At 44.9% G+C, this 21,855-nt stretch carries 17 protein-coding genes; 11 read left to right on the top strand and 6 right to left on the bottom strand.

From position 1 onward, the window contains the following. Nucleotides 1–2: 2 nt before the first annotated feature. On the bottom strand, nt 3–1,130 hold the full coding sequence (locus tag LNL84_RS08420) for an efflux RND transporter periplasmic adaptor subunit (protein WP_244356781.1): 1,128 nt from the start codon (nt 1,128–1,130) through the stop codon (nt 3–5). Nucleotides 1,131–1,717: 587 nt separating this feature from the next. On the opposite strand from LNL84_RS08420, the gene LNL84_RS08415 reads away from it, so the two are divergent. The 6 genes from LNL84_RS08415 to LNL84_RS08390 all read left to right on the top strand — a co-directional run bounded on the left by LNL84_RS08415 (nt 1,718) and on the right by LNL84_RS08390 (nt 8,384). After that, the gene (locus LNL84_RS08415; RefSeq protein ID WP_244356780.1) at nt 1,718–1,993 is read left to right on the top strand and encodes a nitrogenase-stabilizing/protective protein NifW; all 276 of its coding nucleotides are present in this window, start codon (nt 1,718–1,720) and stop codon (nt 1,991–1,993) included. Nucleotides 1,994–2,115: 122 nt separating this feature from the next. After that, the gene (locus LNL84_RS08410) at nt 2,116–2,448 is read left to right on the top strand and encodes a zinc ribbon domain-containing protein YjdM (protein WP_244356779.1); all 333 of its coding nucleotides are present in this window, start codon (nt 2,116–2,118) and stop codon (nt 2,446–2,448) included. Between the two features lie 236 nt (nt 2,449–2,684). Then, nucleotides 2,685–4,796, top strand: coding sequence for a methyl-accepting chemotaxis protein (locus LNL84_RS08405; RefSeq protein ID WP_244356778.1), 2,112 nt, complete (start codon nt 2,685–2,687; stop codon nt 4,794–4,796). Between the two features lie 478 nt (nt 4,797–5,274). Further along, nucleotides 5,275–6,570 carry a DEAD/DEAH box helicase gene (locus LNL84_RS08400; RefSeq protein WP_244356777.1) on the top strand — a complete coding sequence of 432 codons (1,296 nt, stop codon included), beginning with the start codon at nt 5,275–5,277 and terminating at the stop codon, nt 6,568–6,570. Nucleotides 6,571–6,852: 282 nt separating this feature from the next. After that, nucleotides 6,853–7,254 (top strand): hypothetical protein, encoded by a 402-nt coding sequence (locus LNL84_RS08395; RefSeq protein ID WP_244356776.1) that lies wholly within the window; start codon nt 6,853–6,855, stop codon nt 7,252–7,254. Nucleotides 7,255–7,463: 209 nt separating this feature from the next. Further along, on the top strand, nt 7,464–8,384 hold the full coding sequence (locus LNL84_RS08390; RefSeq protein ID WP_244356775.1) for a LysR family transcriptional regulator: 921 nt from the start codon (nt 7,464–7,466) through the stop codon (nt 8,382–8,384). A gap of 24 nt (nt 8,385–8,408) precedes the next feature. Here the strand turns inward: LNL84_RS08390 and LNL84_RS08385 are convergent, their stop codons facing one another. Continuing rightward, nucleotides 8,409–9,101 carry a tRNA (adenine(22)-N(1))-methyltransferase gene (locus LNL84_RS08385; RefSeq protein WP_244356774.1) on the bottom strand — a complete coding sequence of 231 codons (693 nt, stop codon included), beginning with the start codon at nt 9,099–9,101 and terminating at the stop codon, nt 8,409–8,411. Nucleotides 9,102–9,282: 181 nt separating this feature from the next. Between LNL84_RS08385 and LNL84_RS08380 the strand changes: the two genes are divergently transcribed. Together LNL84_RS08380 and LNL84_RS08375 are read left to right on the top strand one after the other, a co-directional pair. Continuing rightward, the gene (locus LNL84_RS08380) at nt 9,283–9,597 is read left to right on the top strand and encodes a DUF1330 domain-containing protein (protein WP_244356773.1); all 315 of its coding nucleotides are present in this window, start codon (nt 9,283–9,285) and stop codon (nt 9,595–9,597) included. A 227-nt stretch (nt 9,598–9,824) separates the two neighbouring features. Further along, nucleotides 9,825–11,216 carry a sensor domain-containing diguanylate cyclase gene (locus LNL84_RS08375; protein ID WP_244356772.1) on the top strand — a complete coding sequence of 464 codons (1,392 nt, stop codon included), beginning with the start codon at nt 9,825–9,827 and terminating at the stop codon, nt 11,214–11,216. A 69-nt stretch (nt 11,217–11,285) separates the two neighbouring features. Here LNL84_RS08375 and LNL84_RS08370 read toward each other — a convergent pair whose 3' ends face one another. Next, nucleotides 11,286–12,305: a polysaccharide deacetylase family protein gene (locus LNL84_RS08370; RefSeq protein WP_244356771.1), complete on the bottom strand. Its 1,020-nt coding sequence runs from the start codon at nt 12,303–12,305 to the stop codon at nt 11,286–11,288. Between the two features lie 219 nt (nt 12,306–12,524). Between LNL84_RS08370 and LNL84_RS08365 the strand changes: the two genes are divergently transcribed. Beyond that, a complete protein-coding gene (locus LNL84_RS08365; protein WP_244356770.1) occupies nt 12,525–13,085 on the top strand; it encodes a DUF2301 domain-containing membrane protein in 561 nt (186 codons plus the stop codon). Between the two features lie 53 nt (nt 13,086–13,138). Here LNL84_RS08365 and LNL84_RS08360 read toward each other — a convergent pair whose 3' ends face one another. Both LNL84_RS08360 and LNL84_RS08355 read right to left on the bottom strand, forming a co-directional pair. Then, the gene (locus LNL84_RS08360; protein WP_244356769.1) at nt 13,139–16,234 is read right to left on the bottom strand and encodes an efflux RND transporter permease subunit; all 3,096 of its coding nucleotides are present in this window, start codon (nt 16,232–16,234) and stop codon (nt 13,139–13,141) included. A gap of 401 nt (nt 16,235–16,635) precedes the next feature. After that, complete coding sequence (locus LNL84_RS08355; protein ID WP_244356768.1) at nt 16,636–17,643, bottom strand: LacI family DNA-binding transcriptional regulator; 1,008 nt, start codon at nt 17,641–17,643, stop codon at nt 16,636–16,638. 131 nt (nt 17,644–17,774) lie between these two features. Between LNL84_RS08355 and LNL84_RS08350 the strand changes: the two genes are divergently transcribed. Both LNL84_RS08350 and add read left to right on the top strand, forming a co-directional pair. Next, nucleotides 17,775–18,386 (top strand): TetR/AcrR family transcriptional regulator, encoded by a 612-nt coding sequence (locus LNL84_RS08350; RefSeq protein WP_244356767.1) that lies wholly within the window; start codon nt 17,775–17,777, stop codon nt 18,384–18,386. A gap of 146 nt (nt 18,387–18,532) precedes the next feature. Then, entirely contained in the window at nt 18,533–19,525 is a 993-nt protein-coding gene (gene add, locus LNL84_RS08345) for an adenosine deaminase (protein ID WP_244356766.1), read from the top strand. An 86-nt stretch (nt 19,526–19,611) separates the two neighbouring features. Here add and LNL84_RS08340 read toward each other — a convergent pair whose 3' ends face one another. Next, on the bottom strand, nt 19,612–21,780 hold the full coding sequence (locus tag LNL84_RS08340; protein WP_244356939.1) for a TonB-dependent receptor: 2,169 nt from the start codon (nt 21,778–21,780) through the stop codon (nt 19,612–19,614). Nucleotides 21,781–21,855 lie beyond the last annotated feature (75 nt).

The raw sequence follows: 21,855 nt of genomic DNA, 5'->3' as shown, positions 1-21,855 counted from the left end.
GACTATTCCCCTTTGCTTAGTACAGTGGCTGCGACTGTGACGCCGGGTCTGACTTTTTGCAGTCCATCAACCACGATAAAATCGCCTAGACTTACCCCCGATTCAACCAGAAACACCCCATCGAGCTGCTGATACCATTGGATATAATTTTTTTCAATGCGTTGGCTTTTGCTGACGCTATAAACAAAGTGACCACCCTGATCGAATTGCACCGCCTTGCTAGGTACAGACAGCGGTTTTAGAGAGTCATCCACCACTTCTACAGTAACGTATTGTCCGGGTAAAAGTAGGCGTTCTGGGTTAGGGAAATTTAAGCGTACCGGGATGGTCCCCGTTTCGACATCGACACGATTATCGACAAATCCAACTTGGCCCAAGTAGGGGTATTCGGCACCATTGGATAACTTTAAGTGTACCTCGAAGTCTCGAGCATGAGCTTGATTGAGCAACATGGCCTCTTGAAATTCTGCCAATTCGGTGGTTTCGTTGACCGAAATATTAACCCATGTGGTATCGAGTTTGACAACAGTGGTAAGAGGGTCGCCATTCGGTGTCACAATGTCACCAATGCTGTAGTGCGAATTACTGACTCGCCCTTCGATTGGGCTATAGATTTTTGTCCAATCGAGGTCAAGTTGGGCTTTCTCAAATTCAGACAAAGCGATGTCGAAAGCCGCTGTTGAAGTGGTAAATTCCAGTTGGATTTCTTCGTACTCTAGTGGGCTTAATGAGCCTTCAGTATGTAACTTTTTGGCTCGCGTTAATGTACGTTTGGCCTGTGCTTTTTCGGCTGTGCTTCGCGCAAGCTGTGCTTTTGCCGCATTGACTCTTACCTGAAACGGCTTCGGGTCGAGTTCATAGAGAAGTTGCCCTTTTTGCACGTCAGCACCTTCTGCAACGGCTTTATTGATGAGACGTCCAGAGACGAGAGGACGGATTTTTACATCCTCAGGTGCGCGCGTTCGGCCGACAAACTCAGTGGTAGGTAACTGTTTGCTTAAATCGACACTCATAACGTTGACGGCGATAGGCGCAGAACTTTGAGAAGTTGAAGTGGGAGCGTCTGTATCGCAGCCAAAAAGGATTAAAAGAGAAAATGATAGCGCTGCGCATAAAGCGGATTTGGTCATGTAGGCCTCCGAAGTACAAAAAGTTAGCTTGTATCGCCTGGACTATGGCCAGACGATGAGGCTATTAGTCGATGCGTTGCCTTCAAATAACACAGCACTAAGCCCCACTTTTATGGCCAGCATGTTAATCGTGACGACCTAAATTGCGCAGTGAAATATTGCAAATATCAATTTACATCTAAAAGCGTGTTTTAATTAATGTTGCAAGATTGGTTCGCGTGTACAGCACTTGTTAAAGGTTTAGTGGGCGTAAAGTGGTGATTTGCTTACTGTTGGATGTTCAATGAGAGAGCTGGTTATTCGGTCTGTGAATGTTTTGGTGTTTGGTATTTTTTATGCATTGCATATAACCTTCTGATTTATATCATTTTACTTTTTATTTTTATGGTTTTCTTTGTTTGATGGGGCGTCAGTCGTGATGACCATTTTTTGAGTGCGATTTGAGCGCGTCTGTGACTATGAGAAGCGATTGTAAAAACATATGTGTGATCGACCAGCAGTACAGGGTGACATTCAGTACAAGAGAATGTCAGTGACTCTATGGTCTGAGTTTCGTAAAATACAACCTAATCTGTGACGAGTGTGATATGAGTTTAGCCGACATTCAAAAGACCATTGCGAGCTTCTCTACAATGGAAGAAGTACTCGATTATTTCGATGTTGAATTCGACAGTCGATTTGTCGATGAGTTTCGTATGCCCTTGGCAAAACGATTTAATGGCTACTTAATCATGGAAAAGCCCGAAGATTGGTTTGCTGCCAGGCGTGCGCTTCGTAACGCCTATTGTAAGATTCAGCATGGCCGCCTTGACCCTCATACACGTTCAGCGTGCCGTGGTTGTACTTCTTGTATTCGTCGCTAAAGAGCTTACGACAACAGAACTGTTCGACCGCATCTAGAAACCAAATTTACCCGATGGTACTCGCATAGAAGAAACAGAACGATTACCATTACTAGAAAGCCTACTCACCATCAAAGGATCCTATGTCTCTTCCTCCTTGTCCAAATTGTCACTCTGAATTTGTTTATCAAGACCTGGCTCAACTTATATGCCCAGAATGTGCACACGAGTGGAACCCGGCCGAAGCACTAGAAGAAGTGTTTACCGTGAACGATGCAAACGGCACACAACTTAAAGAAGGTGATAAAGTGACGCTGGCTAAAGATCTGAAAGTTAAAGGCAGTTCTCTGGTACTGAAAATTGGTACCAAAGCCGTGATTCGTCACATTGTTGAAGGAAAAGATCATCAGCTCGATTGCAAGCTTGATGGAGCTGGTGAAATGATGGTTACCGCTAAGTTTGTAAAAAAAGCCTAATTATTGTTTGTAAAAAAAGCCTAATTATTTCATTACTTTCCTTTGCACCATTTTAATATCACGACACTAATATGGTGCCCGGTATGTATAAAAATGGTGCAATTGCACCGTCTGTCGTTGCAGATTGATGTCCGTTTTTGCCAATCTTAGGGTGTTCTTGACGCAAATCGCAGTTTTTCCAGCTAGGTACATAAATTGCAGTGTAATCAATAAACTAGAATCATAGGGAATTGATTATGAACTTAACTCACGCAGAGAGACGTTGGCTACCGTGGTTTGGCAAAACAGGCAAATTTGCTATGAAATATGCCTGTTTTGCAAACCGTAAGCGAACACTAGAGCTGGAACAAACATTTGAAAGCATCGCACAGACTCGTGTTAAGTTGCTGACAACGTGGGCTGATAACCAATGGCGCTTTCTTGCTGATGCGGCTTTTTACCTATCCTCAAAGCCTCAAGAAGATTACCCAGAAGCACTAAACTTATTGCTAGAAAGAGGCAAAGACTTTTCTGAACTCTTTATTGTCGATGAGCAAAATCAAATCACTCATTCTACCTATTCCGCCCATATCGGAGCGAATGATTGCTCACAAAAAGCACTGCAACTTGGTCGGTCAAAGCCGTTTTTGCAAGGGCCATATGTTGACCCATTGACATTACAAATTGGCCCTTCCACCTCCAAGTTTCATGATGCTGTGACGTTAATGTTTTTCCAACCACTTGAAGGTCAGCTTGCCGATGGCAAAGTGCTTTGTGGGCGCGTGCCTAACGATGTACTTGGCGATCTTATTCAACGAGAAGCCGGTCATATTTACAGTGAATCTGGTGACAACTATCTATTTATGGTCGAGTCAAAATTCTCCCCTTCGGTTGCGCAAGGCGTGGCGTTATCGCGTTCTCGATTTGAAGATAATACCTTTTCTCATGGTGAGAACTTAAAACAAGGCATATCGACCGATTGGGGCACCGTAAAAATTCAAAATCATACAGAATTTGAGGTGATGTTTAATGATCCCGCCACGAACCAGCTTCACCCCGGGGTTCGTGAAACCATTAAAAATGGCAGCAATCTGTACGTTGAGTATCCTGGGTATTCAGATTATCGTCATATTCCCGTGATCGGCAAAGGGGTAACATTTACGTTGCCTGGTTCGGTTGACCGCTGGGGGATGATGTGCGAGTCAGACTTAGAAGAAGTACACCGACACCGCTCTTTGGTTCGAAGACTGACCAGCCGTTTTTTACTCTCGGCGGTAATGGTGACGGCTTTACCTCTGGTATTGCAGCACTTTTTTGCACTATCAGCCAATCTCAGCGCAGGTATTTCCCTTCTATTTGCGTTACTCATGACATTCCTATTTCGGGAAATCACCGCGAAGCCATTAGCTAGAAATCTTGTACAGATGACAGGAGTTATGAAGGTTCTCGCTGAAGGTGATGGCAACTTAAAACAGCGTTTGGATGAAACCAAATTTAAATCTGATGAAACTGGGGATTTGGGACGTTGGACAAACAGTTTTATTGATAACCTGGAAACCGTGGTCTCTGAGTTGGTATACGCCAGCCGAGAGGTGAACAAGGTGTCTGAATCCATGTTTCGTTGCAGCCAGCGCCTTTCCAGTTCGAGTGAGCAAACCTCTCAATCGATATCTCAATTGGTCGAGCTATCGGCAGAGCAAGGACAAGAAATTCAAACTGCGAATGACAGTGCTCACAACATGCATGAATTAATGAAAAACTCAGTTGAGAAAGCACACAGTGAATATGAGAAAGCACAAAGCAGTGCGAACTCAATCAAAGCAATTGTTCAATCCTCGTCAAGTAGCGTTAATGAAGTCAATAACGAGATGGAAAAAATAGGCGATATCGTTGCGTTAATTACAGATATCACCGCACAAACCAACTTATTGGCGTTGAATGCCGCTATTGAAGCGGCGAGGGCCGGCGAGCATGGTAGGGGGTTCTCAGTGGTAGCAGATGAAGTCAGAGTGCTTGCTGATAGAACGGCGACCGCTGCTAATAATATAGGCACCTTGATGGGGCAACTTCGTAGTCAGTCTGAAAAGGCGGTTGCGACGATGCGCATGGGGATAGAGAATGTGGAACACAACACCAATCTCATTGACTCATCCCATCAAAATGATCAACTCCAGGGTAGTGTTAATTCGTTGTTCGAGACCATTACGGATTTGGCTGATATGAGTAACAGTAATGCGTCAACTGCAGAGCAAGCGGGACGCTCAACCGATGTTTTGCAATATCAGTCAAAGCAATTGGCCAGACGTACAGCGCTAATGCAAAATGCCATTAACAGGCTTGATCAGTTGGTGGGCAGGTTTGAGATATAGCACGTGAAGAAGATGGCTGCCCAAAGAGACGCTAAAAGCGTTTTGTACGTTGTCGAATGCTAGTGGTTTAGAATGACTGGATGGCAGCTCTCTCTTCGTACCTAAAACGCTTTTGCTACGAACCACATCTGGCCATGACAGATGAACGAACCCTAAGCATGCAGGGTAAATCGCTTGTGACTATCAGGGTTGAGCAGGATCAGGAGTATAACGGCTCAACCTATTACCCTTTCAACTCTTACTCTTTTGTATTCTCATCCTGACCTGTATCCATTCGCTCTTGATGCTGTCGTAAATGCTACTCTTTACAGTGTGTTACACTTAGCTTTGTATGATTTTTATTCGGCCATCCAAAATTAGTCACCACAGGCACTGATTATTCCTCTATAATCAGCGACCGTATTTTTGGTCAGGCGCTGTTTTCGGCTTTTATAGACGTTTGCTGAGTAAGACAGCCATCTGCTTTTAGGAACAAAAAATGTCATTTTTATCACAAGGTTTTTCACCTGATATTGTGCGCGCACTTACCGAGTGCGGTTATGAAAAGCTTACACCTGTACAGCAACAAGCTATCCCTCACGCTCGTCGTGGACAAGATATCCTTGCGCACGCCCAAACAGGCACAGGTAAAACGGCCGCATTTTCGTTGCCTATTATTCAGCAGATCATCGATGAACCAAAACCACGCTCTCGCGCAAACGTACGTGCACTAATTTTGGCACCTACCCGTGAGCTTGTTGACCAGATTTCTAAGAATATTGAAAGCTATACCCAGTATATTGATGTCAATGTTGTCGCGGTTTTTGGTGGTGCAAAAATGTCCTCTCAAGAGCGTAAACTCGAAAAGGGAGTTGATGTTCTTGTCGCAACGCCGGGTCGCTTGATTGAACATATGGAATTGGGCAATGTCAGCTTTGCCAATCTCGACTTTTTAGTATTCGATGAAGCCGACCGTATGCTGGATATGGGCTTTATTGGCGCGATTCGCACCATCATGTCGGGCGTAGTGGGTCACCCACAAACGATGCTGTTTTCTGCAACATCGTCACCGCAAATGAATGCGTTGGCGCAAGATCTTTTACGCAAGCCAAAGCGCGTAATCGTTAATGCTGAAAACTCAACCGCAGAAACAGTGGCCCATGTCGTTTACCCTGTCGATGAAGATCGCAAGCGCGAGTTGCTATCGGAGTTGATTGGCCGTAAAAACTGGCAACAAGTGCTGGTGTTTGTAAACTACAAAGAAACGGCTAATGAAGTGGTAAAAGAGTTAAAGCTTGATGGTATCAATGCGGTATTGTGCCATGGTGATAAGGCTCAAAGTGCTCGTCGTCGTGCGCTTGAAGAGTTTAAATCTGGTAAAGCTCGCGTAATGGTCGCGACCGAAGTTGCTGCTCGAGGCTTGGATATCCAGGGCTTACCACATGTGGTGAACTATGACATGCCGTTTTTAGCGGAAGATTACGTTCACCGCATCGGCCGTACAGGGCGTGCTGGTCAGCAGGGTCACGCTGTGTCTTTTGTTAGCCGAGAGGAAGAGCTGACTTTGGTTCAGATAGAAAACCTGATACAGCAGCGAATCAAACGTGTGCAACTGGCCGGGTATGAACCTGCCAATCGTGACGCTTTGCTTGTTAAGATGCAAAGTAAACCAGCTTATAAAGATCGCCAAGGTCGAACCAATAATGCAGACGATCAGGGCAACGCAGAGCGCCGCTTACGCCTGATGCGTGCGATTAAAAATAAGTCGAGTAAAACGACACGCCTTAAAAAATAATGTGCAGCGGTGCCTATGCTACCGTCGCCGATGATAAAAATGCCCAAGCAAAATTGCTTGGGCATTTTTTTGGTCGTTATCCTATGAGGATACAAGCATGCAATGCCCTATTTTTAAAAGGCAAACTTAATCGTAAACTTTTGTGGCGCAAAATGGTAAGTCGATTTTTTTTACCCCTCTATAATGCACGCCATCGAGACATTTGAGCCAGAGATTAATGGTGAAATGTTGATTTGTTATGGACTATATCGCATTGGATGCCTTACTTACGAGGTTACTACATTGAAAAATATCTTTGGCAAAACGGCACTTCTAACAACAACAGCGTCATTGGCGATGTTAGGTTCAGCAGCCCATGCTTTTGAGCTTGGCGCTGATACCAAAAGAGGCGTTACTTTCCAGTTCGATAATTTAATTTTTGGTGTTAAAGATAATTATGTAAATGGTGGTATGGCAATCATTCAGCAGCCAATTTCTCCAGAGAACAATCTTAGTTGGTTTGTTGAAGGTGGTGTGGGTTACAACTGGAATAGTGAAGCCATTGATGTTCATGCCCCAGTGGGTTTGCGTTGGGAACCGGTTAAAAACCTAGACGTGGACTTATTTGCTACGCCTGAAGTAAAATTTAGAGATGGCGCTGACTTAGGGGTTGGGGTTGATCTCGGTGTCTCTTGGACATTCTAGTCCACTGAATCTATTGGCTAATAGGTAACGATACTTGCCTTTTAAGCCGGGTTATACGCGGTAAGGCCACTCCATTTTGGGGTGGCCTTTTCGTTGTTGTTTGAGACGATATTGGCAGTAAAACAAGCCCTAAGTCATCGAAGTGGCGTTAGATACATACCCAAAAATGAAGTATTATTGAAATAAAGCATAATTAGAGGCTATGTATAGTGACAGGAAAACTGGACCTCAATTTACTGACTATTTTTCTGGAAGTGTATCGACTTCGTTCAATTACTCTAGCAGCAGAGAGTCTTAACTTTACTCAGCCAGGCATTAGCGGAGCGCTAAAACGATTGCAGCAGCAACTAGGGTGTGAGCTATTTGTCAGGGAAGGGCGAGGAATCTCACCGACTTATGCCGCAACAGAGTTAGCCAATCAGTTACGGCCAGCATATACACAAGTAAACAATGCATTGGCTAACCTGACGGCGTTTGATGTGATGCAATCACGCACGTTTAATGTGTATATTTGTGAAACAATGATGTTGTTATTGCAGCCATTAGTTGAAACCGACGAGGAGATGGGTAATTGTCGCATTCAATTTACGATCACCCCCAGTGATGAAGAGAAAATGCTCAACGCGATGAGCTTACAGAAAGCCGATTTGGTGATCGATATTGGCACATTAAATAGCCCTTCTTACAAAGTCGAACCTTTGGCGCGCGAAGAGTTGTTGATAATCTGCAGTGAAAATCATCCTCGGATACAAGGGAGCATTACTGCAGAACAGTATTTTCAAGAAAAACACATTACTCTTCGCCTTCGCCGAGCGCAGCAAACCACCATTGACTATTTTACTGATATGCATATGCCAGATCGTCAAATCAGCAGCGTTTGCGACTCGGCAATGACGATAATGGGGTTGGTGGCAAACAGCGATAGTGTTGGGATATCCAGTACGAGTTTAACGTGTAATCATGCCAGAGCGTTTGGCTTGCAAGTATTCGATATACCATTTGAAACAAACCCTGTGACTTACAATATCATGTGGCACAAGCGAAATCAGAGCAATCCAGCGCATCGATGGCTAAGAAGTAAGCTCCAGCAATTGGTGCACAAAACACCGATTGGTATCCTGCCTGTTTAGAAGAATCGTTTTCCTTGAATAGGTTCAGGCAAGCTCTTCCATATGAATTTGAATGGCCAGGTAGGCATCGATAATGTGTTGCACGTTCTCTTTGCCACCAGAGTGGATACGTTGATAGTGATTAAGTACCTTGTCGCGATAGCGTATTAATACTCTTTGTTGCTCCTCATTGTGTTCTTGCCACATCTGGCGACCGACCGGGCCTACTGGATTTGCCTGACATGACGTTCGCGAGATGTAAAGGATTTCATAGTAGCGTTGATTGTCCTCGACAACTTTTTCTTGTATGACACTAAAGTTGAAATCTATAAGTTGTTGGCGTAATGCGTACTGTTGGTAAACTGGACACAGTAAAAAATCAATGTCTAGTTCGGGGTGGTGATTGTGGATATCGCGGACAAATTGCGTCATAAGATCACCGCCAACTCCTGCGATGATGACCAGGTGCTTTCCTTGATACTGTTGCAACGGTAACTGCGCGACATCGAGGCAATGGGTGCTCCAACTTGATGTTGACTCAAGATAGAAATGTCCTAATCGAGTTCTCAGGTTGTCCATTAGTTCGGGCACTATGTCGACAAAATGGACATGAGGTGCGGCCTCACGATCCAGTAAACGAGCGCCGAGGAATCCATGATCGCAGCAACAGTCCCAGATGTGGGAGTAATCGCTTTTCACCATAGAATCAATGTATTGTAGCCGTTTACTTAGTTTCAAAAGAATATCTCGAGAATCGGTGTGTTAATGTGGGCGTCGCATTGTATGCGTTTTTTAGAAAAGAGTGAAGTCAGGTTGAGCTGATGAATTAATAATCAATACCAACTTTGGGCAATAGACAAAAATTTGCAGTAAACGGTAACGTGTATTTCTAGTTGAGAAGCAGATGAGATAAGGGAATATGACACAGGTACCTGTATACATGGTGGTCAATCTAAGCATTACCGATCCACAAGAATATCGTCACTACGAAAAGAATTTCTTTGGCTTGCTGAAGAAACATAAAGGATCGTTTATTACCTATGATGATCAGGCTACTACCCTTGAAGGTGAATCTCCAAGAGAAGGCCGGATGATTTTGTTTAGCTTTCCTTGTGAAGATGCGGCAAAAGGGTGGTGGGCCGACCCTGAATATCAAGCAATTTCAGAATTTCGACGAAACGGCACAAAAATGGAATTTCTCACTATGTTAAAAGGGCAATTACCGAGAAATTGATTGATCGTATCAATGGGTTGATTTGACAGTATTACCCTGCAGTGGCTGGTAAACTTGAACGTCTGAATTCGGTTTTTTGGGCTTTTGTTGGAGAATAAGTAGTCAGCTAACTCACTATTTTCAATATATTAATGATACGGATCACCAATATTTATTGTTAATGGAGATAATTTGATAAGCATGTACTAAATTATAATTTACTCAACTAACAATTATGCAAAGTGTGTATGTTTAGGCCGCGTACGGAAAGTCAATTAACCAAAACATTTGTTTCAACCAAATCGGTCATTACTTTGGTTTCGTTGTTATTTCTACTGACAGCCATCGCAGTGCAGGGTTGCTTATACTATTTTCTCACCTCTTTAGATAAACAAGCCGCGATTGAACTTACTCAAAGAGTTTCGCTTGCTAATCGCATTGAAAGTGATCACAAACAGCAGCTGCTCAGCGAGTATTCGTACTGGGATGATTCCTACGAAAACCTTGTGCTTTTTCAAAGCGAAGAATGGGCAGATTTCAATATTAAAGGCTATGTCATTGCCAACCATGAATTTGATTTTGTTATTGCTATTAAGCAGTCGGATAATTTGGTTTACCTTGAGACAAGTGATAAGGCTAAAGATGTTGTCTACGATGAAGACGTTAAAAGCGAATTGTCTTTTCTGATCGACGAGTCAGACCGCCTTGATACACAAACCCAAACCACCACAGGTTATGTTCGTATTAAGGATAGTGTTTATTTTGTGGTTGGTGGACCTTTTATTGATGAGAGTTCAATAAGCGCTAGAGCAGGAACCTATTTACTCTTTGGTCGACGTTGGGATGACGCCTACCTTGCCAACATTTCTAGCCGTTACCAGATACCTGATTTGAAAATTGGAGACAGTTTAAAAGGGGGGGCTTTTGGTGAGCCAATGCGTTCTCCTTCTGGTCAGCATTTAGGAGTGTTGACTTGGACTGCCCCTCGGCCAAGTCAAGAGGTATTGCCTAGTATTGTCGTGTTAACAACGATATTTTTCTTTGTGGCGATTGCTATCACAAGGCTGGTTCTTAAGAAGGACATGGCAGATCGAAATCTATACGAGCACCAATTGTACTTGGAAGCAACGTACGACTCGCTCACAAATATTTATAATCGCCGCCACTTTTTTGAAGAAGGAAGGCAGCTACTTCACAGTCACCAGCAAAGACACAGGTTTGTGTCAGTCATTGTGTTTGATATTGACCACTTCAAGCAGATCAACGATTCACATGGTCATCGTATTGGTGACAGTGCACTGAGGCATTTTGTCAACATCACCAGTATGGGGATCAGAGAATCCGACATTCTGGGAAGAATCGGCGGGGAAGAGTTTGCTATTTTGCTTCCTGATACGTCCTGCCAAGCTGCGTTCGAAATCGCTGAGCGGATACGATTACTCCTAGTCAAGCAACCGCTGCTTGTTAATCAAGCTACGGTCAGTTTTACGGTAAGTGGTGGTGTTGCAGCCATGGATAGTCATGATTACTTTGAATCTTTAATCGAACATGCCGATCAAGCCCTTTATCGTGCTAAAGCACATGGGCGCAACCAAATTCAAAGTTATCCGCTCTTGAAAGATGAAGCCAGCGCTGTCTAGGCATCATGTTGGATCCTAACTGAGAGTGCGTTTGTACCAATCACTATCCATTATCATGCTTGTTTCCAATTAATTGGAGGGAATGATTAACCACTGTTGAGACATCCAATAATAAGGTGAGCCATTTCGGTGTGGCGCGGTGCAATTAAGTCGATGACGGCCATTTGATTGCGGTGTTGGTGGCATCGCGCTAAATTTTGTCGTCGACAGCCATTCTACCTCTATTGGCTTGCCATTAAAGAAGCACTGTAAATGGGGGTAGTAGGCTTCGTTTGATGGCTGTAAGGTCACGGTGACACTTGGTCGGTTATTTGTTGTGAGTGGATCTGGCAGCTCAGAGTAATCAAACAGCAATGGTGAAGCGGTTATCTTGTTACGCAGAGAGGTGAGGCTGGCATAGTGCCCGGCAGCATTAAAACGCGGCAGCGCCTGAAAATCACTGGTTGAGCCAACAGACCCAGACTGCTGACCAAACGAAACATACCCTTGTTCATTAAGCCATTGTTTTAATGCCTTATTGTATTCTCCATATGGATAAGCAAACAACATCGGGGCTTTTCCTATGCGCCTTTCGATGGTGTTTTGAGCCTGGATAATATTGGTTTTTGCGTCGTCAAACCATTCCGTATTGGTGAACGCTTCGCTTACCAGGTGAGCATGGTCGGTGGTGTGGTTAGCAATTGTGGCGCCGTTCTCTGACATCTCTTTAAGTTGGGACCAACTGCAATAGCCAGGGTAACCTTTGTCGATAGGATCGGTCGTGACAAAAACGGTAAACGGTAATCCACGTTTTTTTAATTCAGGGTAAGCAATGTCGCATACGGATGAAAAGCCATCATCGAATGTAAGTGCGAGGCTTTTTCGCGTAAGAACGTTTCCTTGTTGTATTTGGCGAGTTGCGTGTTCCAAGTCAACAATCTGATAGCCTTGTTCGATGAAGTGATCGAGCTGGTTTTGAAAGTGAACCAATCTTGTTGAGGTTGAATGCGGTGTTTGCTCAGCAACATGATGGTAGAGCAAAATATTCAAAGGTTGAGCATGAGTGCTCGCACTAAACAACAGCAATGAAATGAGTTTTTTGGATAACACGGTATACACCACCTTGAGTCTTTTGCGCTACTTTACTCTTACAATATCAAGTTTCAATGCTAATTTTGAGATTGCGGATAGGTTCCTTGCGGTTCGTGATCTTTTGACAAAAATGCCCGATAGATTTATCTAAAATGTAAGTATGTATAAAGCAAAGTGCAGACGTGCTTGAAATGGCCGTTCATGTTTTCAAATGTGCTTGAGGAAAAGTAGTAAATTATGGCAAATCCAGAACACAAAGAGGCATTAGATAGACTCGATAAAGTCAGTGTTTGCATGTATCGACTGGGGATCAGTGTGTTTTCCCTCGCCTTATTAAGCTATGTCTTTGTGTTGTTAGACAAAGCGATGTTGTTCTCCCTGCCAAATCAGTTTGAGTACTATACATTACTGGCTGTTGGGGTGAGTACGGCGCTCAGTGCTGCCAACGTGCACGTCTATAGCAAGTGGGTACGCGCCGCCATAACGTATACAGGGTGGCTTGGACTGGTTCTATTATTGAGCGACATTGACATGGTTAGAGTCTGGTTGTCTTTGGGATTTGTTTTTGTGACATTTTCAGGCATTGCCCTTAAAGAGTCGTTCTGTTTTAAAGTGGTTGGCCTAAAAATCGTCCCGGTACTATTGGCGATTTCGGTGCCTTTAATCATGCTAGAGTTATGGCTGGCTTGCGCTGCCTTGTTAGGCGTGTCGGGTTTCATTCTTGGCTATTTGTCGATTGTGAAGTGGCGAATGCCTTTGCATTTTGATATCGGAATCAAGGCTAGGTATGAAATATAAAAAGCAGAGCGCGATGCTCTGCTTTTGATTTTCCAACTAAGCGTTATAATTCTTTATGCTGGTTGCTGCTCTGGAGAAACCGTGATGCGGTCTTCCAATTGTTTTGCTTTACCTTTTGCTTTCTCTCTAATCGATTGAATAGTGACAAAAAACACGCTTGCCATAATACAGCCAATGAACGTCGCGGAAACAATACCACCAAATGAAGCCCAACCAATGGCTTGTTGACCACCGCTACCAATTGAATCAGCAAGCATCAATGGAATCAAACCCATACCAAAACTAAAGGCAGTCATAAATACGGCTCTAGCACGCAGGCGAAGCGCTTCTACCGCAGCTTCTTTAATGCTCATTCCTTGTTCCTCACGCAGCACTTTTGCAAATTCAACAATGAGGATAGCGTTACGTACTGTCATGCCAATAAGAAGGATGGCAGCCAGCTGAGTTAAGATGTTGATCGTGCCACCAATGTAAAGCACGGCTTCGACGATGCCAATAAGCGCGGTGGGTACGGTAAGCATGATAGCCAGTGGAATCAACCAGCTTTCATACTGAGCAACCAAAACCAGGAAGGTGACAAGCATGGCCAGGCCTAGCACGATGGATAAGGTATTGCCCGCACTGATCTCTTCTTTGGCCGTACCGGTAAATTCGACCGAATACCCCATTTCTTGCGCGACTCTCTGGATAGTGGCGATAGCCGCACCGGACGATGCTGTTGGAATCACATCAACAAAGACTCCTAATTCACCGTTGTAGCGCTGCAGGAAGTTTGGCACATTCGTGTCTTCAATAGAAAACAGTTTGTCGTAGGTGAGTTTACGACCGTTTCGGTAGTTAACACTAAGCAGTTTTAGAGAGTCGATGTTTTTGCGATAGTCGTTCTCGTTTTGAACCATCACTTTGTAGTTACGGCCTTCCATATTGAAGGTGTTGACGTATTGTCCACCATAGTGAATTTGTAGACCGTCCACGACATCGGCAAAGCTCAAACCGTATTTAACCAGGTCATCACGTTTGATGTTAAGTTTGATACTTGGCTTATCAACATCGTACATCACCATAGACAGACCAATGCTATCGTCTTTCATTAGTCGTTGGTTAAATTCAGCGGCAATTTTGCTTAATTCATTCGGCGTTGCGGTTGGTGCTTTTAGAAATAAGTTAACGCCATTGACCATTCCCAACTCTGGAATAACGGGTGGCTTGAAGGCAAAGGCATCGATCCCTTCAAACTCTGTAAGTAGCTCGTTGATCTTTGCTTCGATTTGGGCATCACTGAGCGCGCGACTGTCCATATCGTCAAGGCCAACCAACATCAAGAAGCTACTCATGTCTGCTGTATTTGTTAAAAGGTTAACGCCAGATGCTTCGACACTGGCCGAGACACCTTCGATAGTATTAATTTTGGCAATAATGTCTTTGGTCGTTTTGTCTGTTGTTGCTAATGCGGTGCCTTGAGGGTAACTACCAACGACGAAGACCGCGCTCGTATCTTCTTCAGGTAGTAGCCCGGTCGCGAGCTCTGCAGAGCGCTCCATAGTGACATACAGGCCACCGATAAGAAGAGCAATCGTCATCAGTGGGGCACGGGTCGCAAGCCAGGTGAGTTTAGTAAATGCGTTAATTTTCTTGGTGATTACCCATTCGGTTGAGCGAGCTAGCACGCCTTTTTCAGGGCGTTTCATAAACAGCGAACACAATGCCGGCGTTAGTGTCAGAGCGACGAAGGTTGACACACCAACGGCTGCGCAAAGTACGATGCCAAATTCACTATAGATGGTTCCGGCCATACCTGAGATGAACAAACTTGGAGTGAACACGGCAAGCAGTACCAGTGCAGACGCGACGATTGGAGAAAGGGTGACTTCAAGGGATTTTGCCACAGCCTGCTTGACTGTGACGGTATCGTCGTGGGCCAACTGATGCTCGGCATTTTCAATCACGATTATGGCTGCATCCACTACGATACCGATCGCCATAACCAAACCAAACATGGTGATGATATTGATATCCAACCCCAGAGCGGCCATAACGGCAAAGGTACCGATTAGCGAGACAGGGATTGCCGTAATGGTGATAAGGGTTAAGCGAATCGACTGCATAAACAACAGCGTCACGAGTGAGACAATCACAATCGCGAGAACTAGGGTCTCAACCACGCTGTAAACTGCACCTTCGATGAAACTGGTTGTGTCATAGACGACGTGAACATCGTAAGGCTGGTCTGCATTCAGGATTTCTTGAATCCCTTTTGATACGTCAAGGGCGTTGGAGTCCGGAGTTTTGTAAATAAAGAGAACGGCGCTGTTTTGTGAGCCAGAGTAGGCATTTGCGCTGTAAATTTCAGAACCAAGTTCGACACGGGCGACGTCTTTTAGTTTAACGGCGCGCCCGCCAAGTTCATGACGAACAATGATGTTTTCAAACTCTTTTGGATTCGATAAACCGCCCTCTACCGTGATCGGATAGGTATTATTTAGGTCAACGACACTGCCAGCTGAGGCAATTTTATTTTGCTCGCTAATCGCATTGGTGACATCGACAGCATTAACGGCGTATTTTGCCGATTTAACTGGGTCTAACCAGACACGAATGGAGTACTTTTTCTCTCCAATGACATCGACTTTTGAAACGCCTTTTACTCGTTGAATTTGTTCTTTGAGATCGCCACCGGCATAAGCATTGATTTCGATCGCGCTGGCGGTATTGTTTGGGTCAGTAAGTGAGATGCCGAGCAAAAGGCCATTGGAGAGCTTTTCGACCTTAACACCATTTCGAGCAACATCTGGCGGTAATTCAGGTAACGCCAAATTGACGCGGTTTTGAACGAGATTCACGGCCTTATCGGCATCGGTATTGGCTTCAAAGACGATCTCTAGAGTATAAGTGCCGTCGGCTCCCGAGGTCGACTTCATATACGCCATACCCGCTACGCCGTTGACTTGTTTTTCAATTTCTGGCGCGACGGATTTTACGATGACATCGGCACTGGCACCGTCCATATAGGTTGTTACTTCCACAGTGACGGGAGCAACGTCTGGATATCGACCAACGGGAGAAGTGATCGCGGTAACCGTACCGATAATCGATATTAACAGCGCAAGGACAATGGCAAATTTGGGTCTTTCTATGAACATTTTAAACATAATGCTGCATCCTTAGAGCGACAATCATCGCTTCTTGTGGCTTTACCCCCATCCTAGGTGGTTCGAAACATCCGAAAAGGAGAGGATTGGTTTGTTCGCATGAGTAAAGGGTAAATAAAAGAAGCGAATGTTTCGAAGTAGGTACTATAGGGATTTCGAATGATTGAATGAAAAGGGTAGCCAATTGGTGCTTTTTTAGTACTGGGGTATGAACGTTGGATAGGGCAGCGAGCAAGTTCTAACTCAGCAAGTTCTAACTCAGCAATGAGCTAGATAAGGTAATACATCGCCAGGCAGGGAAGGTGACGTTGTCACTAGTTGCAAGTGTTACTAAAAGGGATGGGAAGTACAGTATGGTACTGCCACAGAATTACTCTAATGACACGTTTACGTTGTGATCGTTACAGGCTTTCACCTTGCGTGATGCGATAACCCATGTCGTAATGTTTTTGTTTGTGGGTGTTGCCTCTTAGAGCGTCAATCACCAGCTGTGCACTTTTTTCGCCAATTTCGTATCTCGGGGTGTCGATGCTAGTGAGCTTAGGTGAAATTGCTTGGCCAATATCCAGGGCATTGTAGCCGACAATTGCAAGCTTCTGTGGTACAGGGATTTTTCTTTGCTGGGCATTGAGAAGAGTACCAATGGCAATATCGTCATTGGTACAAAATACACCATCTAAATCAGGGTAGCGCTCTAGGGCGGTTTGCATAAGCTCGGTGGCCAACGAGAAACTAGAGTGCGATTCGGTCAGCACGTGTTTGGGCTCAAGACCGGCTTCAAGGATTGCTCGATCGTAGCCTTGTAGACGAAGTTTGGTTCGTGTATCCATTCGAGCGCCAAAATAGGCAATAGAACGCTTTCCTGAGTCCAACATCTTTTTAACCACAGCGTATGAGGCTTCGACGTGATCCAGACCAACCGCCATATCGATAGGCGACTCGGGCAGTTCCATGGTTTCAACAACGGGTACACCTGCGGTTTTTATCATTTGCAAGGTACGTTTGGTGTGATGACTCTCGGTGAGGATCAGGCCGTCAACCTGATAGGCAAGTAAGGAGGCGATCTTTCGCTCTTCTTCTGATTCGTCATAGCCGAAGTGAGCGATCAATGTTTCATAGCCATTCGCTTTAGTTACAGCTTCAATACCCTGCACGAACGAGGCGAAAATTTGGTTGGACAGTGATGGTAACAATATGCCAATCGCTTTGCTTGATGACTTAGACAGCATTGCTGGCGCACGATTTTCGATATAGCCAATTTCTTCAATCACAGCCGCAATTTTCTCGCGGGTCTTTTCTGCGACAGAATCTGGATTTCTTAAATAACGCGACACAGTCATTTTAGTTACGCCAATACGGTTGGCGATATCTTGTAAGGTCGGTCGACTAGAAGCTGATGTTTTAGGCATAAGGGTACAGTTAACGAGATGTTACCTGTAACATTAACATCAATTAATGACTCGATACAATAACCAATACTTGGTAAGCCCCACGTTTTTGTTTAGTATCGAAATGAAAGTAAAAACAAAAGGATATTGGAATGTCACGGATCCGCCGTAAAAATCAAGATCTCATAATAGAAGTGGCTGGCGACCTTTTTGCCCACAAGGGTTTTGCGGCGACAAAGATGGTTGATATTGCCAATGCTGCAGAAGTGGCAAAGGCCAACGTTTTCTATTATTTCAGTTCTAAGGAAAAACTCTATTACGCGGTATTGGAAACGGTGACCCAACCTTTGCTAGAGGCTTCTAAGCCGATAGAAGAGTTAGACAATCCTGTTGAGGCGCTCACACAGTATATCCATGCCAAGCTGCGAATCTCCCAAGAGCATCCAAATGCGTCAAAAGTGTTTGCCAATGAGGTGATGTCTGGAGGGGAGTCGCTCCCGGAGAATATCGCCTTGCTACTGCATCAACAGTCGCAAATGATCATCGACAAATTTCAAAAGTGGATTGATAACGAGTTGATGGACAACGTCCCGCCGCAGCACCTAATGTTTATGATTTGGGCTTCCACTCAAACATACGCCGACTTTGGCTGGCAAATATGTGGTGTGCTTGGAAAAGACGCTTTGTCTGAGGAGGATTTTCACTTGGCCGCGAAGTTTTTAACTAAGCTGGTGATCCAGGGGTGTGGCGTTAAGAAGGCATAACCACCAAAAAAATAGTAGTTCTGAGAGCGAATACGTTTGCGTAAAGAAATCATTATGCAAGCTGAGTTTGGATAGTGTATGTTCTAGCGAAACAACTATCATTACGACTGGAAAGTGGTAATTAAAAAGCGAAGGCGAGAATCAGAATGAACTTTCAAGCACTACCAAAAATTGATCTCCATTGTCATCTGGACGGCAGCGTACGTCCCGAAACTATTATTGAACTGGCGAATGCTCAGGGCATCAAGTTGGCCAGTCAAGATGTTGATGTCATTCGCGATTTAATGATTGCTCCTGAAACGTGTCAAAACCTTATCGAGTATTTGCAGCGCTTTGAATTGCCATTATCTGTTATGCAAACAAAAGACGCGCTTGAGCGAATTGCTTTTGAAGTGTACGAAGACGCTGCGCTTGAGAACGTTAAATACATGGAAGTACGTTACGCACCCTTACTGCACATTGACAAAGGTCTTTCGCTTGACGACATTATCGGTAGTGTTGTCGCCGGGATGAAAAGAGCAGAACAAGTGCACGGGATTAAAGGTAATCTTGTACTTTCTATCATGCGCCATATGCCAACGGATCGCATTAAAGAAGTACTTGATGCTGGTTCCGCGTTTCTTGGTACAGGTGTCGCAGCTTTTGATCTGGCTGGTGGCGAAGAGCTAGGGTTTTGTGAAAAATTCATCCCGTTTGCTGCATATGCCCGTGACAAGGGGTATCACGTGACGATCCATGCAGGAGAGCAAGGTGAAGGGCAAAACGTCTTCGATGCTATCAGCATGCTCAATGCAGAACGTGTTGGCCATGGTATTCATATCGCGACGCATCAGCTCGCTTATGATTTGGTATTAAGGGAGAATGTTGCTCTGGAAACCTGCCCAAGCAGTAACGTTCAAACGAAAGCTGTTCAGAGTTTAGCGACCCACCCAGTCGAGTCATTCCGACAGCAAGGCGTTCCAGTGACGATTAATACGGACAATAGAACGGTTTCAAACACCACAATGACTAAAGAAGTTCAAAAAGTGATAGAGCAGTTCGGCCTGTCTCAGCAAGACTACATGGGTATCTATCGCACTAGTGTTAATGCAGCCTTTGTCGATAGTGCCACGCGAGACTACCTGCTGAGCTTTGCGTAAAGCCTTTTTGTAAATAATAAAGAGCGCCATATGAGCGCTCTTTATCGTTTTAACGATAACTGTTGGATAAAACCATTATAGTCTCGTTAAAAGTCGACTTCATAGTTCAGGCTGAAGGTACGTCCACGGCCTGAGAAGTAATACGCAGAGTGGTTGCGGATCTGACTGAAGTAGTTGATGTATTGTTCGTTCATCAGGTTTTCTATACCTGCATTGACGCGACCATAGCGGCCGATATCGTAGTGAACGGCGATATCGAGCAGTCCGTAACCATCAAATTTTTGTTCGGCTCCAGCACCATTTTTCTCTTTAATACGAGAGAACATGTGATTGTACTGAACGCGGAAACTTAGCGCATCACTTACCGTTTGGTTAATCGCAAGGAACAATCTGTCTGGAGAAAGGTTCTTAAGATCCATATCGCTATCGACAGCGCCGTTCCCTGTGGTGTCTACCTGACCTTCTACATGAGAGTACATTGACTGTAACTGTATACTTTGCGTAAGGCTGTATGAGGCTGTTAACTCATAACCTTTGATATCTGTGCGCTGACGAGTCACATCATATGTGCCACCACTGTTTAGGCTTAGGTTTGCGCCGTCTTTTGCAATGGACGTATAGGTGCTACCACCGACGTACCATTTTTCGTCTTTGTAACTTAAACCCACTTCGTAGTTATCCGTTACCACTGGTTTTACCGCAGGCATCGTATTGAAGTCGATCGGAGCCCCACCGACCGGAGCATCCGATGGCCCCCCAATCCAGTTACCACGCAAAACACGGCCAATGTCTGGTAAACCAAAGCCTTGGCTAAAGCCAACAAAAGAGCTAATAGAAGGGGTGAAGTCATAAACGGCACCCAAGTTGTAGACATCTTGAGTGAAGTTTTGTTCGCCACCGATAATATCGACCTGGCGGTGCCCTGCGTTGCCGTAACCCCACAGTGTCTGTCCGTCTGCTACTTTCACTTTAGTGTTCTCGAGTCTCACACCACCAGATAGGCGAAGAGCATCGGTAATTAGAAAGTCTCCTTGCAGGAAAGGAGATAGACTTTGGTATTGCATCGGAGGCGTTACGCCTCGGCCCGATTGAATTAGCGCTTGCTGAGTGGAGTCTTCGATGCCATCTAGCCCCACAACCCAGCTGTCATCCGATCCAAGGACATCAGTACGAACGTAACTAAGCTTGAAGCCTTTTTTACTTGAATCGATAGCACCTTGATCTTTTTGCTGATCAGGCGTGGCCCACCAATTCGCTTCCCCAAAGACGGCTTGATAGTCTTGCATGAACATCTGGAACGCTAATTCGCCGCCAAGGAAGTCGTAATTGTCGTACTGGAAGTTATACGCTTCAACATAGTTTGAGACAGGTGCCCCCGTTGGAGTGCCAGGCACAACTGTGCCTGGGATCCCATTGACATGATCGCCTTTCACCGCAACATAATTGTTGTTGCCTGTCAGTTTGTAGCGACTTGCACTGAAGCTGACGCGTTGACGCCCTTCATCGAAGTTGTATCCACCTTTCGCGAGGAAATTTGAGGCGTTGGAGTCCTGGGTTTCGCCCTGAATTGGGTTCATGCCGATAGGATTTCCGTTGCCATCGTAATACAGGCCTTGCTGCTCCCACGAACCACCAATGAATAAGTCGTAGTTTTCATCATACTGGCTTAGGTTGTAGTAAACTTTTCCGCCAGTACCGTCTTCTTTGAGATTAGAGGTGACACGTGTGCCGATTGTTTGCTTCCAATGATCGCCGGGTTTAGCACTTTTGGTCACGTAGTTAATGATGCCACCTGTTGCGCCCATGCCTTGAACAGCGCTCGCACCTTGTACCACTTCTATGCGTTCAACCATTGAAGGATCAACGGTGTAGCCGTAGCGGTTTCCGTTACGCAATGGGTTGTTTTGAGGAACACCATCTACCATGATAAGAGCTGTACGACCACGTAGGTTCTCACCTTGATTAGACAGTTTTTGGCGGCTAGGCGTCATGCCTGGTACCAGGTTCGCGATGACGCTGGTCAAATCATCAGAAACGGTGGTTTGTTGTTTGATTTCTTCGTTACTGATGACATTGATGGAGCCTGGGATCTTATCCGTGTCCTGACTGTAGCGCGTTGCTGTCACTACCATCGTTTCATCGGATTTTTTTTCTTGGTTTGCCGGAGCTGCTTGTGTGTCCTGTGCAAGTGCACTGCCAATAGACGACGCAAGGAGAGAGAGGGAGAAAAAGTAGCCTCCCAAAGGTGAAGTCATTCTCAAAATATTTCCTATTATTTACCACTACTGAATGTAACGGCGCAGATAGTAGATCAGTTGAGAATGATTATC

This window comes from Vibrio gelatinilyticus (genome assembly GCF_022836845.1).
Classification (GTDB): Bacteria; Pseudomonadota; Gammaproteobacteria; order Enterobacterales; family Vibrionaceae; genus Vibrio; species Vibrio gelatinilyticus.
This window is presented reverse-complemented; position numbering and strand designations above follow the sequence as displayed.